This is a genomic window from Dyella acidisoli, assembly GCF_030160295.1.
Taxonomy (GTDB): Bacteria; Pseudomonadota; Gammaproteobacteria; order Xanthomonadales; family Rhodanobacteraceae; genus Dyella_B; species Dyella_B acidisoli.
Map to the genome: position 1 here is coordinate 79,045 of NZ_BSOB01000003.1, position 14,713 is coordinate 93,757.

10 protein-coding genes are annotated in these 14,713 nt (G+C 59.0%); 1 reads left to right on the forward strand and 9 read right to left on the reverse strand.

The window, feature by feature from the left end:
- Positions 1 to 108: 108 nt before the first annotated feature.
- From QQJ86_RS00915 to xylA, 7 genes are all read right to left on the reverse strand, one after another.
- Positions 109 to 849 carry a GH12 family glycosyl hydrolase domain-containing protein gene (locus QQJ86_RS00915; protein ID WP_284319011.1) on the reverse strand — a complete coding sequence of 247 codons (741 nt, stop codon included), beginning with the start codon at positions 847 to 849 and terminating at the stop codon, positions 109 to 111.
- 858 nt (positions 850 to 1,707) lie between these two features.
- Positions 1,708 to 3,324, reverse strand: a complete 1,617-nt coding sequence (locus tag QQJ86_RS00920; RefSeq protein WP_284319012.1) for a family 43 glycosylhydrolase — start codon at positions 3,322 to 3,324, stop codon at positions 1,708 to 1,710.
- A gap of 157 nt (positions 3,325 to 3,481) precedes the next feature.
- The gene (locus tag QQJ86_RS00925) at positions 3,482 to 4,624 is read right to left on the reverse strand and encodes a sugar ABC transporter permease (RefSeq protein ID WP_284319013.1); all 1,143 of its coding nucleotides are present in this window, start codon (positions 4,622 to 4,624) and stop codon (positions 3,482 to 3,484) included.
- Positions 4,625 to 4,798: 174 nt separating this feature from the next.
- Positions 4,799 to 6,331, reverse strand: coding sequence for a xylose ABC transporter ATP-binding protein (locus QQJ86_RS00930; RefSeq protein WP_284319014.1), 1,533 nt, complete (start codon positions 6,329 to 6,331; stop codon positions 4,799 to 4,801).
- 10 nt (positions 6,332 to 6,341) lie between these two features.
- On the reverse strand, positions 6,342 to 7,343 hold the full coding sequence (gene xylF, locus QQJ86_RS00935; protein ID WP_284319015.1) for a D-xylose ABC transporter substrate-binding protein: 1,002 nt from the start codon (positions 7,341 to 7,343) through the stop codon (positions 6,342 to 6,344).
- 182 nt (positions 7,344 to 7,525) lie between these two features.
- Positions 7,526 to 9,010 (reverse strand): xylulokinase, encoded by a 1,485-nt coding sequence (gene xylB / locus QQJ86_RS00940; protein ID WP_284319016.1) that lies wholly within the window; start codon positions 9,008 to 9,010, stop codon positions 7,526 to 7,528.
- 8 nt (positions 9,011 to 9,018) lie between these two features.
- Positions 9,019 to 10,332, reverse strand: a complete 1,314-nt coding sequence (gene xylA, locus QQJ86_RS00945; protein WP_284319017.1) for a xylose isomerase — start codon at positions 10,330 to 10,332, stop codon at positions 9,019 to 9,021.
- Between the two features lie 175 nt (positions 10,333 to 10,507).
- Here xylA and QQJ86_RS00950 point away from each other — a divergent pair, with 175 nt between their 5' ends.
- Positions 10,508 to 11,689 carry a XylR family transcriptional regulator gene (locus QQJ86_RS00950; protein WP_284319018.1) on the forward strand — a complete coding sequence of 394 codons (1,182 nt, stop codon included), beginning with the start codon at positions 10,508 to 10,510 and terminating at the stop codon, positions 11,687 to 11,689.
- An 84-nt stretch (positions 11,690 to 11,773) separates the two neighbouring features.
- On the opposite strand, the gene QQJ86_RS00955 is transcribed toward QQJ86_RS00950, so the two are convergent.
- Positions 11,774 to 13,009, reverse strand: coding sequence for an MFS transporter (locus tag QQJ86_RS00955; RefSeq protein WP_284319019.1), 1,236 nt, complete (start codon positions 13,007 to 13,009; stop codon positions 11,774 to 11,776).
- Between the two features lie 129 nt (positions 13,010 to 13,138).
- Positions 13,139 to 14,524: a porin gene (locus QQJ86_RS00960; RefSeq protein ID WP_284319020.1), complete on the reverse strand. Its 1,386-nt coding sequence runs from the start codon at positions 14,522 to 14,524 to the stop codon at positions 13,139 to 13,141.
- Positions 14,525 to 14,713 lie beyond the last annotated feature (189 nt).

Genomic DNA, 14,713 nt, shown 5'->3' on the forward strand with positions numbered 1-14,713 from the left:
GTCGGAGATGTATCCGCCCACATCTCCGACGCCGTTTTTTTTGCGTGATGATCGCTCCCCCTCCGCCAACCTGTGATCAAGGATGGGGAGAGGGAACTGCTCAGCGGATTACTGCGCGTTGACCTGGAACCACGTGGTCGACACCCAACCGTTACCGCGCACGATCTCGCAGCCGGCTTCCACTACGTCCAGGTACATCGACTTGCTGAAGCTGGCGCGGCCTACCAGCTTGTTGAAGAAGTGCATGATGTCGATGTTGGCGCTGCCGCTGGTCGGCAAGCTAGCGGGCACGCTGCTGCGCTGGGGCAAGAAGGTGTAGACGTAGTAGCCCGCTGCGGAGTTGTCGCCGTACCACAAGTCGTAGGTGACGCCGTTTTCGGTGATCACGCCGGTGGCGATGGGCTGGCCGATCGGGTAGGAGTTGTTACCCGCCCAGATCATCACTTCCAATTGCGGCGTGGACTTCTGGTTGTCGTTGCGCAGGAACATGTCATAGGCGAAATCCCCAGCCATGTTGCTGCCGCCAGATGCATACGAGAACGCCGCCGGAATGGTGCTGGCTGACGATATTTGTTTGGGGAACAACGTATCGCCGGTGGGATTCCAGCCGTAGTGCCAACCGCGGATACTCGCCGGATACCCGTAAAGGCTGTTGCTGGAGAAATTGAATGAGGCCGTCCATTGCGGATATTGGCCGGAGGAAGGGCTCCAGGAAATGTTGCTGTCGTTGAAATTGTTGTCCCACGCGAAATACGGCGAATAAAGGTTATAAGACCCCGCCTGAGCGGCGCTGTTAATCCCTACGAAAAGCAGTACACCGGTAACCAGCGAAGCAAGCGTCTTCTTCATGTTTATTCTCCCGATGCGATAAAAGAACGGCCTGCAAGGCGCAGCCGTACCCCTGGGGAGGCGTTATCCCCTGACGAATTTCTGGATTGACAACTCCCCTTCCCTCCACGCAGCAACATGCGCGTGGAGCATTGCTATCGATAATGGCGCGCGTTTACTACGTCAAATTGAAAATCGCAGATATGCGTTTGAACATTCAATTTCATAAGAAGCCGTTTTTGTTTTAGCAAAAATCGACCGGGCATCATCACAAAATATCCACGTGCATCGACAAGCTACTCTTCACTGCATATCCACGATGACTGTCATCACATTCACTACATTGCACTTCATGACATGCCGGTTACGTAGGTCACCATGAAAATATGCATTCCCTCACAGCCGTCATTCCCGCGAAAGCGGAGGCGCTTTTCAACAGCGAAGCTGGTCAATCCATCTTGCCCTGATACATCCTTGAAAATGGATTCCCGCTTTCGCGGGAATGACGGCCATGAGGCAAGGTGAAACGCAGCCACACCTATCGACAGGCATAAAAAAAACGCCGGCGAAACGATCCCGTTTCGCCGGCGCCGTTCAAGCAAGGCACCAGGGGTTGGTATGCGCTTACTTGTACTCATCGATCCACTTTTGTTCTGGGGTGGATGACGCGTTGAAAAGATTAAAGCTTGAAGCGCCCGCTTTGGAGAGCCAGAGTGGCCCAACAAACTGTACGAATGGGCCAAATGCATATGCATGGAGATAAGGTTCTTTCTCGTCGCCCCGGCGAAGGCCGGGGCCTAGTGACTTTGATGGTTGACAAGTCGCTGGGTCCCGGCCTTCGCCGGGACGACGAATCAGTAAGATTGAGCGAATCGCACTTCAGCCGATGGCGTGATAAGTGAAATCTCTAATGCGAATGCCACCCTTCTTTGCGCTGTAAATGCCAAACTTCAAACTCAGAAAACCGCCAAACACATTGTGGTGCATGCCCGATACTTCCATGCGCAGGCCATGCAGCACCCAGGTTTTTCCACCGTCGTGCGAGTAGTGATAAGTCACGACGTTGTTGTCGTTCGTCAGCCGGATGCGCACGCTGGAAGTGACCATCGGCTGCTGCATCCAGGCCAGCTCGTCGGCGTATTCAAAGGTTTTCATGTGCTCCGGCGTGAAGCCCACGCCCACGAAAGCCTTATGGTTATAGAACAGCAGCACGCCGCCTTCGGCGCCATCGAGCAAATCGAGGGTAACTTCCGCGACATAAGCGCGATCGCCTGCCAGGCACGTCAGTGGTGAGCTGTCCGCAGGCGATTGGCCTTTGGCGGCCAAATACAACGCACCTTTTTCGTGACGCACCCGCTGCATGTCTTCGGCCGCAGGCTGATGCAGGCTCCATTGCACACCGAACTTGTTGCGGGTGAAGTCATCCGATAATGCAAAGCCAGATGTACTGCTCTTGCCGCCTTTGGGCTTCGGCAAGGGCTTGGAAAGATCGCCACCCTTGGCGCGGAACCAGCCATCGCTGGTCCATTCCATCGGTTCCAGCAGCGTCTGGCGTCCCAGCGTGCGGAACCCGTTCTCATAGCCGTGATACACCATCCACCAATCACCAGCTGGGCCTTCCACCAGCGAAGCGTGCCCGCGCGACCACCACGGTTCTGCCGCGCTGGTAGTGCGCACCAGCGGATTGTGCGGACAGTGTTCCCATGGACCATGGATGGATTTGGAACGCGCTGCAATCACCATGTGGCTGGTCGGCGGTCCGGCCGTGCCGCCTACGGCGGTAATCAAGTAAAACCATTCGCCGTGACGCAGAAGCTTCGGGCCTTCGGGGGCGAAATCTTCCACGACCCAATCGTCCGGATAACGCCATGGACTGTATGCCGGCTCCAGCGGACCGTCGGCAGCGAGGCCGTCATCGGTAAGACGAAACTTGCGAATGCCGTTGACGAACAAATAGCGCTTGCCGTCCTCGCCCACGATGTGGCCAGGGTCGATGCAACCGGTGACCTTCAAATCAATAGGATCGCTCCACGGCCCTTTGATGTGGTCCGCCCAGATCACATAGATGGACCAACCCTTCCCCTGCGCGGCCGCGGGAATGTAAATGAAGTAGCGGTCGTTGTGTTTGCACAGATCGACGGCGAAGACAGTGCCAATAGGTTTGGTCAGCGCTGCCGTCACGGGTGACCAGTTCACCAGATCCGTCGAATGCCAGATCACGATGCCTGGAGAGGCATCGAAGGGCGTGAACGTCATGTAGTAATCGCTGCCATCTTTGAGGATGGTGGGATCGGGGTGATCGCCTGCGACGATGGGGTTGAGGTAGGTGCCGTTGCCGAGGTCGGCTTTGCGTTGGCCTTCCACGCCATGTGCCCACGTAAGCTGCCTTGTTTCTACCGAACACGAAGCAGAGGTGCTCGATTTCGCGACAAAAGGCGCTGCAACGGCGCCAGTTACCAGCATTTTGAAGGTATTGCGGCGGGATGTATCCACCATGTTTGCGACGCTCCCCATTCCTCGCCGGACGTCATTCCCGCGAAAGCGGGAATCCATCTTCGCCTTTTGCATCAAAGCAGAGTGGATTCCCGCTTTCGCGAGAATGACGCTCGGCAAAAATAACGCTCTCGAAAATGTGTGTGACTGTAACCAAGCGCTAGTCGCGCTTCGTTCCCGACAACACATCCACCCACACGGCAATCACCAGGATCGAACCCTTCACGATCAACTGCCAGTAGTTGTCGACATCCATCATCGACATGCCGTTATCGAGGCTTGCCATCACGAGTGCACCGATCAGCGCGCCATGCACCGTACCGGCGCCGCCGCGCATGGAAGCACCGCCGATAAAGCACGCTGCGATCGCATCAAGCTCACCATTGGTGCCCGCAGAAGGCGAACCGGCGGCCAGGCGAGCGGTGTTGATGATGCCCGCGAACGCACACATCAGGCCCATCAGTGCGAACACCACCATCTTCACACCGGCGACATCGATACCGGAAAGGCGGCTCGCTTCCATATTGCCGCCCACCGCATAGATATGCCGGCCGAATACCGTCTGCGTGCCGACATAGGTGAAGATCGCCAGCAGCGCGAGCAGGATCATCACCGGCAGCGGTACGCCGTTGTAACGATTGAGCATCACCAGAAAACCAGCCATTACTGCACCGATGGCAACTAGCTTGAGCGCATCACGCCAAGCTGCCGACTGCGGAATCGACAGCGCTGCACGACGCCTGCGCCGCGCCACCGTCATGACGACCAGTGCGAAGAAGATGATCGCTGCCAGCCAGCTCGATAGCGTCTGGTTCACATAGCCTTGTGCGAGATACACCATGTCCGCTGGCACCGGCGCAATGGTGGCGCCATGCGTAATGCCCTGCAGCACACCGCGAAAGGCCAGCATGCCGCCCAAGCCAACGATGAACGACGGCACGCGCAACCGCGTGACGATGAAACCGTTGAGCAGGCCCGCAACAAGACCAAGCAGCAGCACGGCCACCACCGTGGGCCACGATCCCCATTGCAGATTCACTGTCATGACCGCCGCGATACCGCCAAGCAGGCCAAGCAACGAACCTACGGACAGATCAATCTCGCCAGCGATGATCACGAACACCATGCCGCAAGCGAGCATGCCGGTGATCGACGTCTGGCGCAGCAGATTGGAAAGATTGCGTGAGCTTATGAAAGCGCCGTCGGTGGCGATGTGGAAGAAGATCCAGATGACTGCCAAGGCCAGCAGCAGCGCAAGGATCTTGTAGCGGACGAATAGTGCTCGGAATTCTTGTGCACGCATGTGGAAGTTTGTTCCGTTGTACAGCCTGGGATCACGAAAATGCTTGGTTTCACCTGGACGTCATTCCCGCGAAAGCGGGAATCCATGTTGCTCTCATAGGAAGGGCAACAATGGATTCCCGCTTTCGCGGGAATGACGACGAGGCAAGATTGCGCATTCCCTAACCATAAATACCTACGCCCTCTTCGCCTGCGGAATCGCCGCCGCCAGCACCTGTTCCTGCGTAAGCCCGTCGTTCGGCAGATCCGCGCACAAACGCCCCTCGCCCATCACCAGCACGCGGTCGCTCGTCCCCAGAATCTCCGGCAATTCGGACGACACCAGGATGATTGAAATGCCCTCTTTCGCCAGCTCAAAGATCAGGCGATAGATATCCACCTTGGCGCCAACATCCACGCCGCGAGTGGGTTCGTCGAGAATCAGAATGCGCGGCCGCGTCAGCAACATGCGTGAGAACAGCGCCTTCTGCTGGTTGCCACCGGACAAGTTGGCAATGGGCAACGACGCGCTCGATGCCTTGATATGCATGCTGGCGATCTGCGCCTCGGCCACGCTCCATTCGCGCCCGCTGTCCACGTGACCCGCGCTTGCGTAGTGTTGCAAGGTCGCCAGGGTGATGTTCTGGTCTACACCCAGCATCGGCACGATGCCGTAGCGCTTGCGATCTTCCGATACGAGACCCATGCCGACACGAATCGCGTCACGCGGCGAACGGATACGCAACGGTTTGCCGTCCATATACAGCTCGACCTGGCTGCGCCCCGGATAGGCACCGAAGATGGCGCTCACCAACTCGGTACGACCAGCACCAACCAGGCCGGCAATCCCTAAGATCTCGCCGCGCCGCAGGGAGAACGAAACATCCTTCACGCGCTGGCGCGATGGATCGGAAACGTCGTAGCAGGTGACGTGCCTGGCTTCGAACACCACCTCGCCGATCTCGTGCTCGACCCTGGGATAGAGCGTTTCCAGCCTGCGCCCCACCATCATCGCGATGATGCTGTCCTCATCCAGCTCGCTCATCGGCTTGGTGGCAACGTGCTTACCGTCGCGGATCACGCTGACCGTGTCGCAGATGCGCGCGACTTCATCCAGCTTGTGCGAGATGTAGATGCACGCGATGCCGCGCTGCTTGAGCCGCTCGATGATGCCTAGCAGCACCTCGATTTCCTTCGAGGACAGCGACGAAGTCGGCTCATCGAAGATCAGCAAACGTGCATCCTTCGCCAGCGCCTTGGCGATTTCGAACAATTGCTGATGGCCGCCGCCGAATGCCTTCACGGGCAGCGACAGATTCACATCGTCCAGCTGCAGTTCCTTGAGCAAGGCATGGGCACGCGCGTACATCGCTTCGTAATCCATGCGCCTGCCCGGCAAGGTCAGCTCGTTGCCGAGAAACAGGTTCTCGACTACGGAAAGCTCAGGCACCAGCATCAGCTCCTGATGGATGATGACGATGCCGGCCTGCTCGCTGTCGCGCACCGAACGTGCATGCAACGGCTTGCCCTGCCAATGGATCTCGCCTTCCCACGTGCCATAGGGGTAAACGCCCGACAGCACTTTCATCAAGGTGGATTTGCCGGCGCCGTTTTCGCCGCACAGCCCCAGGCATTCGCCCGGACGCACCTGCAGATCGATACCGTCCAACGCACGCACGCCGCCGAACGATTTACGGATGCCCCGCATGTCGAACAGGTAATCGCTCATGGCCGGTCGCTCAGTTGCCGTAGATTTGGGCGTGGGTGTAGAAGCCGTCGCGAATCACGACATCCACGTTTTGCTTTGTAAGCAGAATGGGATCGAGCAGAACCGTGTCGACGTCCTTGGTGCCGTTGTTCAACCTGGTGGTGTATGTCGGCTTTTCGTCACGCACCAGTTCCACCGAGAGTTGCGCGGCTTGCGTGGCGATCTGTTTGATGGGCTTGTACACCGTCATGGCCTGCGTGCCGTCGATCACGCGCTTGACTGCGGCCAGATCCGCATCCTGCCCGGAGACCGGCACCTTACCGGCCAAACCTTGCGCAGCCAGCGCCTGCACCGCGCCGCCGGCCGTACCGTCATTGGACGCCACCACACCCTGGATGTTGTTGGCATTTGCAGTCAACGCATCTTCGACGATGCGCAAAGCCTTGGACGCATCCCAGTCCGGTGTCCATTGCTGCCCCACGATCTTGATAGCGCCACGGTCGATCGCCGGTTGCAGCACTTTCATCTGGCCTTGGCGAATGATCTTGGCGTTGTTGTCGGTCGGCGAACCACCGAGCATGAAGTAGTTGCCGTTGGGTGCTTTGTTCAACACACCTTGCGCCTGCAATTCCCCTACGCGCTCGTTGTCGAAGGTGATGTAGGCATCGACGTCCGCGTTGAGAATCAGGCGGTCATAGGAAACCACCTTGATGCCGTTGCGCCGCGCTTCGGCCACGACGTTGCTGAGCACCTTGGAGTTGAACGGCACGATCACCAGCACGTCGACTTCGCGTGCAATCAGGTTTTCCAGTTGGGCCACCTGACGCGCTTCACTGGCGTCGGCGGATTGCACGTAGACCTTGGCGCCGAGTTTGTTTGCTGCAGCTACAAAGTAGTCGCGATCGTGCGCCCAGCGTTCAAGGCGGAGATCGTCGATGGAGAAGCCGATGACGGGGTGGTCTTTGCTGGCGTGGGCGGGAGCCGTGCAGAACGTCGATATGGTCAAAGCTAGACTTATACCGAGCACTCTCATGGCCGTCATTCCCGCGAAAGCGGGAATCCATTTTGCTCTTGGATGAAAGGCGAAGATGGATTCCCGCTTTCGCGGGAATGACGGCAAATAAGCTTTGAGCAAGAAATTTAAATTACGCTTCGACCAACCCCTCACCCCAACCCTCTCCCCGAGGGGGAGAGGGAGTTGGAAAGCACGCCTCGTCATACCGCCCCCTCTGCGCGATAAACGCCAGCAAGCTGACGATACAACGCGCGAAACTTGGGCTGGCGCCGCTCGCGGTAATACATATGCCGTGACGGATTCGGCTCACGCACCGCCGTCACTTCCGGCATACCACACACGTCAGCCAACGTAGCACCCGGCTCCGCTGCAAGATGCGCCAATCGCGCAGCGCCAAGCGCAGCGCCCACTTCACCACCTGCACGCAAGGTCAACGGCCTGCCAATGATGTCCGCCAACATCTGCGTCCAATACGCGCTGCGCGAACCGCCACCGATGACGGTGATGTCGTCGGCATGCAAACCCGCCGCATCTACCGCTTCGATACCGTCCAGCAAACCGAGGCCAACGCCTTCCAGCGTGGCGTTAGCCAGATCCGCGCGCAGGGTGTCCGCACGCAAACCGGTGAAAGCCCCGCAGGCATGCACGTCATTGTGTGGCGTGCGTTCGCCGCTGAGATAAGGCAGGAATACCGGTCCATCGTTGCGCATGCCGGCGCGCTCAGCATCGGCAAGCATCGCGGGCACGTCGGTATAACCACCTAAGTTCGCGGTGAAATCCAGACAGCTTGCGGCACTGAGCATCACCGACATCAGATGCCAGGTGCCCGGCAACGCATGGCAGAAACTGTGCACCGCCTGTTCGGGGCGCGCGAGATAGCCGTCTGATACCGCGAAATACACGCCCGAGGTACCCAGCGACAACATCGCCTGTTTGTGTCGCACGATGCCCACGCCCACTGCACCCGCAGCGTTGTCACCGCCACCTGCAGCGACAGGCACACGCTGCATGCCCCAGCGATCGGCCAGCGCTTGGCTGAGATAGCCGGTAACTGCGTTGCCTTCGTACACCGCAGGCATCGCATCCGGCGATAAGCCGGTGGCCTCAAGCATGGGCGTGCTCCAGCCGCGTTCGGCCACGTTCAACCACAGCGTGCCGGCAGCATCGGAGGCATCCGTGGCGTATTCGCCGGTAAGGCACAGCCGCAAATAGTCCTTGGGCAAAAGCACTTTGGCGATGCGTTCAAATACAGCAGGTTCGTGCTCACGCAGCCACAGCAATTTAGGTGCGGTGAAGCCGGGCATGGCGAGGTTGCCGGTGATCTCACGAAACGCCGGCCAGCTTTCCATTTCACGACATTGTTCGTCGCAGCGGCCATCGTTCCAAAGAATGGCCGGCCGCAGCACGCGATCGGCCTTGTCCAGCACCGTGGCGCCGTGCATTTGTCCACTCAGGCCAATACCGGCGACCTGGCGAGGCGTGATACCTGCCCTGCTCGCCTCGGCCAGCACGTGTTCGATCGCCGATTGCGCAGCGTGCCACCATGCGTGTGGATCCTGCTCGGACCAGCGCGGCTGCGGATTGGACACGGTCAGCGCCTGCGACGCGGTAGCGCGCACCTTGCCGGCAGCGTCGATCAAGACGGCCTTGATGGCCGAGGTACCCAGATCTATCCCTAGGAACATGCAGCCGCTCAGCTGTAGATGTACGCGTTGACCAGGTTTTCCAGATATTCCTGTTGCCCGGAAACATGCGACGGGTGCAGATCGCGCTTGGTGGCTTCCTGCGCCAGGGATTCAAGCGTGTAGCCGCCTTCCAGAATCTGCTTGCCGAACGGTGCGTCCCAACCCGCATAACGCTGGGCTTTGAATTCGGCCAGTGCGTCGCGCTCGATCATTTTCGCTGCACGCTCCAGCGCCAACGCTAACGTGTCGATGGCGCCGATATGGCCATGGAACAAATCGGCTGGATCACTGCTCTGACGGCGCACCTTGGTATCGAAGTTGAAGCCGCCGGTGGTAAAGCCACCATTGCGCAGGATTTCGTACATCACCAGCGTCATTTCTTCCACGCTGTTGGGGAACTGGTCGGTATCCCAGCCGTTCTGCGGATCGCCGCGATTGGCGTCGATGCTGCCGAACACGCCCAAGGAAATCGACGTGGCTACTTCGTGATGGAAGGAATGACCGGCGAGCGTGGCGTGATTGGCCTCCAGGTTCACCTTGATTTCCTTTTCCAGGCCGAACTCTTTCAGGAAACCGAAGACCGTGGCGGTGTCGTAGTCGTATTGATGCTTGGTGGGTTCTTGCGGCTTGGGTTCGATCAGGATCGTGCCCTTGAAGCCAATCTTGTGCTTGTGCTCCACCACCATCTGGAAGAAGCGGCCGAGCTGTGCTCGTTCGCGACGCAGGTCGGTGTTGAGCAACGTGTCGTAGCCTTCGCGACCACCCCAAAGCACGTAATTGGCGCCGCCCAGGCGATGGGTGGCGGCCATGGCATGGAACACCTGCGTAGCCGCGCAGGCAAACACTTCTGGCTGCGGGTTGCTGGCCGCACCCGCGGCATAACGCGGATGGCTGAACAGGTTGGCCGTGCCCCACAGCAGCTTCACGCCGGTTTCGGCCTGCTTGGCTTCCAGCACGTCGACCATGGCGGAAAAATTGCTCACGTACTGGACGAGGCTGTCGCCTTCCGGTGCCACGTCGGTGTCGTGGAAGGTATAGAACGGCGTGCCCAGGCGATGGAAGAAATCGAACGCGGCATCGGCCTTCTCTTTCGCGCGCTGCATCGCGTCGCCGCTTGCATGCCATGGGCGGCCGAAGGTGCCGTTGCCGAACATGTCAGTACCCGGCCACACGAAGTTGTGCCAGTAGCACACGGCCAGCCGCAGATGCTCGTCCATGCGTTTGCCCAGCACCAGGCGGGCCGGATCATAGTGGCGAAACACCAGGGCGCTGGGGTTCGCGCCGGCCTGGCTGATGGGGGGAATACGCTCGAAATAACTCATGGGAAGCTCCTGAACCAGACCCTGGATGCTGCAGTTGGCATCCCAGGGTGGCAATTGCGAAATCCACCAGCAGCGCTAGATTTTTCTTTGTCGCGTTGCGTCATGTGCCTGATCCTGCGAACTGTTAGCGTCGCGTTTACGGCACACGCCGTTGTATCTGGTCTGCTGTCCGCTTATGACAAAGCCACACCGCATCGCGCTGCTCTTCAATGCCAACAAGGTGTACGACCGGCAGGTGATCGCCGGCATCGGCCAATATCTCACTTCCACCCGCGTAAAGTGGGATTTATTCATGGAAGAGGATTTCCGCAGCCGCACGGTGGGCATCCATCAGTGGCGCGGTGACGGCATCATTGCCGACTTCGACGATCCGGTGGTATGCGAGTCGCTAGCCTCCATGCCTATTCCAGTGGTCGCCGTGGGCGGCTCCTACGCGGACGAAGCGCAGTACCCGCAAAACATTCCCTACGTAGCCACCGACAACCACAAGCTGGTGCGGCTGGCCTATGACCACTTGATCGAACAGGGTCTGCAGCGCTTTGCCTTCTACGGCCTGCCACCCAGCCCTGGCAACCGCTGGGCGCACGAACGTGAAATGGCGTTCCTGCAAATGGTGCGCGCGGATGGGATGGAAGGCATCGTCTATCGCGGTTCCTCCACCAGCGCCGGCGGCTGGGGCCGCGCGCAGGAAGACCTGGTGGAATGGGTGCGCTCGCTGCCAAGGCCGATCGGCATCGTCGCCACGACCGACGCACGCGCACGGCATTTGTTGCAGGCGTGCATCGTGGCGGACGTACCGATTCCCGAACAAATCGCCATTGTCGGCATCGACAACGATCCCATCGCGCAATTGCTATGCCGCATCCCGCTCACTTCGGTGATCCAAGGTGCGGAAGAAATGGGCCGCATGGCTGCGCAAGTGTTGCATCAGATGCTGCACGGCGGTGACTGTTCAACCACTCGCGTACTGGTGCCACCGGTTGGCATCAATGTGCAGGCCACCAGCTTGCACCAGCCGCTGAAGAGCGCCTATGTCATGCGCGCCAAGCACTACATTCGCCAGTACGCGTGCTTGGGCATCAAGACCGAACAGGTGGCCGACTATGTGGGCATCTCGCGCACGCTGCTGGAAGAACACTTCAAGCGCGAACTGAAGCAATCAGTGCATCAGACCATTCTCGAGCACAAGCTGGAGATGGCACGCAGCATGTTGGCCGATCCATCCATTCCGCTTACCGATGTAGCGGTGCGCAGCGGCTTCACGTCGCTGCAATACATGTACGCGGTGTTCCGTCGCGAGTTCAATTGCACGCCGCGGCAGTACATGGAGAATGCAAGAGAGAGCGTGCGTCACTAAACGCACGCTCTCTCTTCTTCCTTAGTGAGCCCGTAGGTTGGGTTACCCCCGGATCAAGTCCGGGGCAACCCAACCTACACTAGATCATGTAGCAGGGGCAGTTTCTACGGCACGCGCTTCCGCCATCGCTACACCACGCGCCTCCGGCCCGAACATCATTAGCAACATCAGCGCCACGGCAACAGTGCTCGCCACCAACAGCAGCGCATAACCATAATCCTGCCCATGCCGCTGTGCGATTTCCGCTTGCAGCACCGGATTGATCGCCGCGAGGAAATTGCCGAGCTGATAGACGAAGCCAGGGAACGTGCCTCGAATTTCCGCCGGCGACAGCTCATTGAGATGCGCGGGCACCACGCCCCAAGCGCCCTGCACGCCGAACTGCATCACGAACGCGGCTGCGCACAGCATGTACACGTCGCGGCTATGCGACCATGGATATACCGCCAGCAAAGCCAATGCACAGGCCAGCATGATGGCGCGACGCCGGCCGATCTTCTGGCTCAACATCCCGAAAAACAATCCACCCAGGATGGCCGCCACGTTATAGACCAGCACGATGTTGGTCAGCGTCGCATGCGGCAACCCTAACTGCTTGGCCAGGAACAGCTTGGGATAAATGTCTTGGGTGCCATGCGAGAAGAAGTTGAAAGCAGTCATCATCGCAATCGCGTAGACAGTCAGCTTCGCATTCGCCTTCACGATCTGCAGCAAGGAACTCCGCGGCCGCTGTTGCATCACCTCGAACGCGGGGCTTTCGTGGATCTTGGCGTTGATGAAAATCACCAACAATGCTGGCGCGGCGCCCACGAAAAACATGCCTCGCCAGCCGAGCGTTTCATAGCAAAGCCCGAACAGCAACGTGGCAAGGAAATAACCGGTCGGATAACCCGCCTGTAGCAAACCCGATACCCAACCGCGCCAGCGGGCCGGAATCGTCTCCATCACCAGCGAACTGCCTACGCCCCATTCGCCGCCCATGGCGATGCCGAACAAAGTGCGGATCACAAGGAACGATACATATGACCACGCCAGGCCGCTGACGAACTCGAACAGCGAGTAAAGCAGGATCACCAGCATCAGCGTGGGCTTGCGTCCGAAACGATCCGCCATGCGGCCGAATAGGAAGGCACCCACCGCACGTGAAGCCAGCGTCAGCGTGATCGCCAGCGTGATGCTGGTAATGCTGACACCAAAGGTCTTGGCGACTTCGTCGAACGTGAAGATCAGGATGAAGAAATCGAACGCATCCAGCGTCCAGCCCAGGAACGCGGCGAGAACGGTGTTGCGCGCTCGCGCGATGTCTACTGCGGAAGTCATAAGAGGTTCCTGCCGTTTACAAATCAGAAGTGCTGCAAGCCATGATCACTTCGATGCATCCCCTCTGCCGGCCGTCATTCCCGCTTTCGCGGGAATGACGGCCGGCAGAGGGGAGGCATCGAGGAAATGCTAGAAAGCAAACCGCACACCCACCGTCGGATCAAACGAAGCACGCTGCAAATAACCGCTACCCATGCCGTCGTAAACCTTCGACCACTGCACACCGCCATACACATCGAAGTGCCGACCAAACCGCTGATCGAGCACCAGCGACAGCGCGTCGTAATGGCCGCTGCATTGCGGTGAGCTGGCATCCGAACAGCTCACCTTCGCGTAACTGCTCTGCATCGCACGGTAGTAAGCACCGAAGAAATCGAGCGACGGTGTCACCGCATAACGCATGCCGACCCAAGCCACTTCGAAGATCTTCGGTCGCGGAAAGGCGCTGTTGCTAGGAATGATGAAATAGCCGCCAATGGTCTGACTGCCGATGGGCAGCGGCGAGGATGGATTGACGTAACGAATATGTTCGTAGGCGCCGAAGAACTTCGCCCTGCCCGCATCGTATTCGCCGAGGAACGAGTAGGAGGTGTTGTCCGACACCGTACCCGGTAGCGTCTTGTCGGCCGGCAAGCCATACGTGGACGAACCCGGCTTGGTCAAAGCGGCCACTTGCGCCGCGGTCAACGAACCACCCACTGAGATGGCGTCGTTTTTGTGCGCAAGCACGCCATCGAACGACCACGGACCTTGTTTGATGCCGAGATCCACCTGGTACGCGGTGCCCCTTGAGCTGGACAGCTCCCGCGCATTGCCGAACTGATAGAGCGCGCCACCATGAAATATGCCGTTGGCATAGGTGTATTTCAGCGTACCGTCGAGCAAGCGGTCTTCGGTATCACCCGTACCTGCGGTGGCACCGAAAAAACCGACGTACGAAAACGCGAGCGAACAGCTCAGCGGATCGTATTTGCATACCGCATCATTGAGCAGCGTGCTCTGGCGACCGAAAGTAAGCGTGCCGTAATGCGGCGATTCGATGCCAATGAAAGCCTTGCCGTTGAACGCCTGGCCGGCGCGCGTGGAATCACCATAGGATTTCTGCTCCGCCAACGGCACACCGTTGTTCCTGGCGATCGAACGCAAACCGTCGAACAGCGTCATCGACGCGGGCAGAAAACCCGTATCGAACTGGAACACGCCCGACCATCCCGCTCCCAGCGGTTCGCGCCCCTTGAGGCCGATGGTCGAGATGCTCATGCCATTGGAAGCCAGCGAGGTATTCGACTTGTTGCTGGCCTTGATCAGGAAGTTGTTGACGTTAGTGGCGGCCCCGTCGCTGAACGCGCTGCCATGGCTTTGGTAGGAAACGCCGACGTCGACCGTACCGTACAGCGTGATGCCGTACATGGTGAGGCCATCGGTGTTGCCGGGTTCATTACCGGCCCATGATGTCGTAGACGCCAAGGCGCAGGCCATCGCCAGCGCGCTGATGCTGTATTTTGTTTTTGGCATGAAGCTCTCTCCCCACTGCAACGCGTGCCGATGCCCCATGAGCATCGGGCTGTATGGTTGTCCCCGGGGAACAGCATGCCGCGTGTTCGTGCGGCGATGAATAACACCATGCGGTTAGGACGTTTCGACTAATACTTTCCGGCTAGTTTCCAACTAGCCGATGATCGCCCCTCTCCCCTGTGGGGAGAG

Excerpts from the sequence above, each read along its gene's own strand:
- QQJ86_RS00915 (WP_284319011.1), bottom strand. The coding sequence starts at position 849 with ATGAAGAAGACGCTTGCTTCGCTGGTTACCGGTGTACTGCTTTTCGTA.
- QQJ86_RS00920 (WP_284319012.1), bottom strand. The coding sequence starts at position 3,324 with ATGGTGGATACATCCCGCCGCAATACCTTCAAAATGCTGGTAACTGGC.
- QQJ86_RS00925 (WP_284319013.1), bottom strand. The coding sequence starts at position 4,624 with ATGCGTGCACAAGAATTCCGAGCACTATTCGTCCGCTACAAGATCCTT.
- QQJ86_RS00930 (WP_284319014.1), bottom strand. The coding sequence starts at position 6,331 with ATGAGCGATTACCTGTTCGACATGCGGGGCATCCGTAAATCGTTCGGC.
- xylF (WP_284319015.1), bottom strand. The coding sequence starts at position 7,343 with ATGAGAGTGCTCGGTATAAGTCTAGCTTTGACCATATCGACGTTCTGC.
- xylB (WP_284319016.1), bottom strand. The coding sequence starts at position 9,010 with ATGTTCCTAGGGATAGATCTGGGTACCTCGGCCATCAAGGCCGTCTTG.
- xylA (WP_284319017.1), bottom strand. The coding sequence starts at position 10,332 with ATGAGTTATTTCGAGCGTATTCCCCCCATCAGCCAGGCCGGCGCGAAC.
- QQJ86_RS00950 (WP_284319018.1), top strand. The coding sequence starts at position 10,508 with ATGACAAAGCCACACCGCATCGCGCTGCTCTTCAATGCCAACAAGGTG.
- QQJ86_RS00955 (WP_284319019.1), bottom strand. The coding sequence starts at position 13,009 with ATGACTTCCGCAGTAGACATCGCGCGAGCGCGCAACACCGTTCTCGCC.
- QQJ86_RS00960 (WP_284319020.1), bottom strand. The coding sequence starts at position 14,524 with ATGCCAAAAACAAAATACAGCATCAGCGCGCTGGCGATGGCCTGCGCC.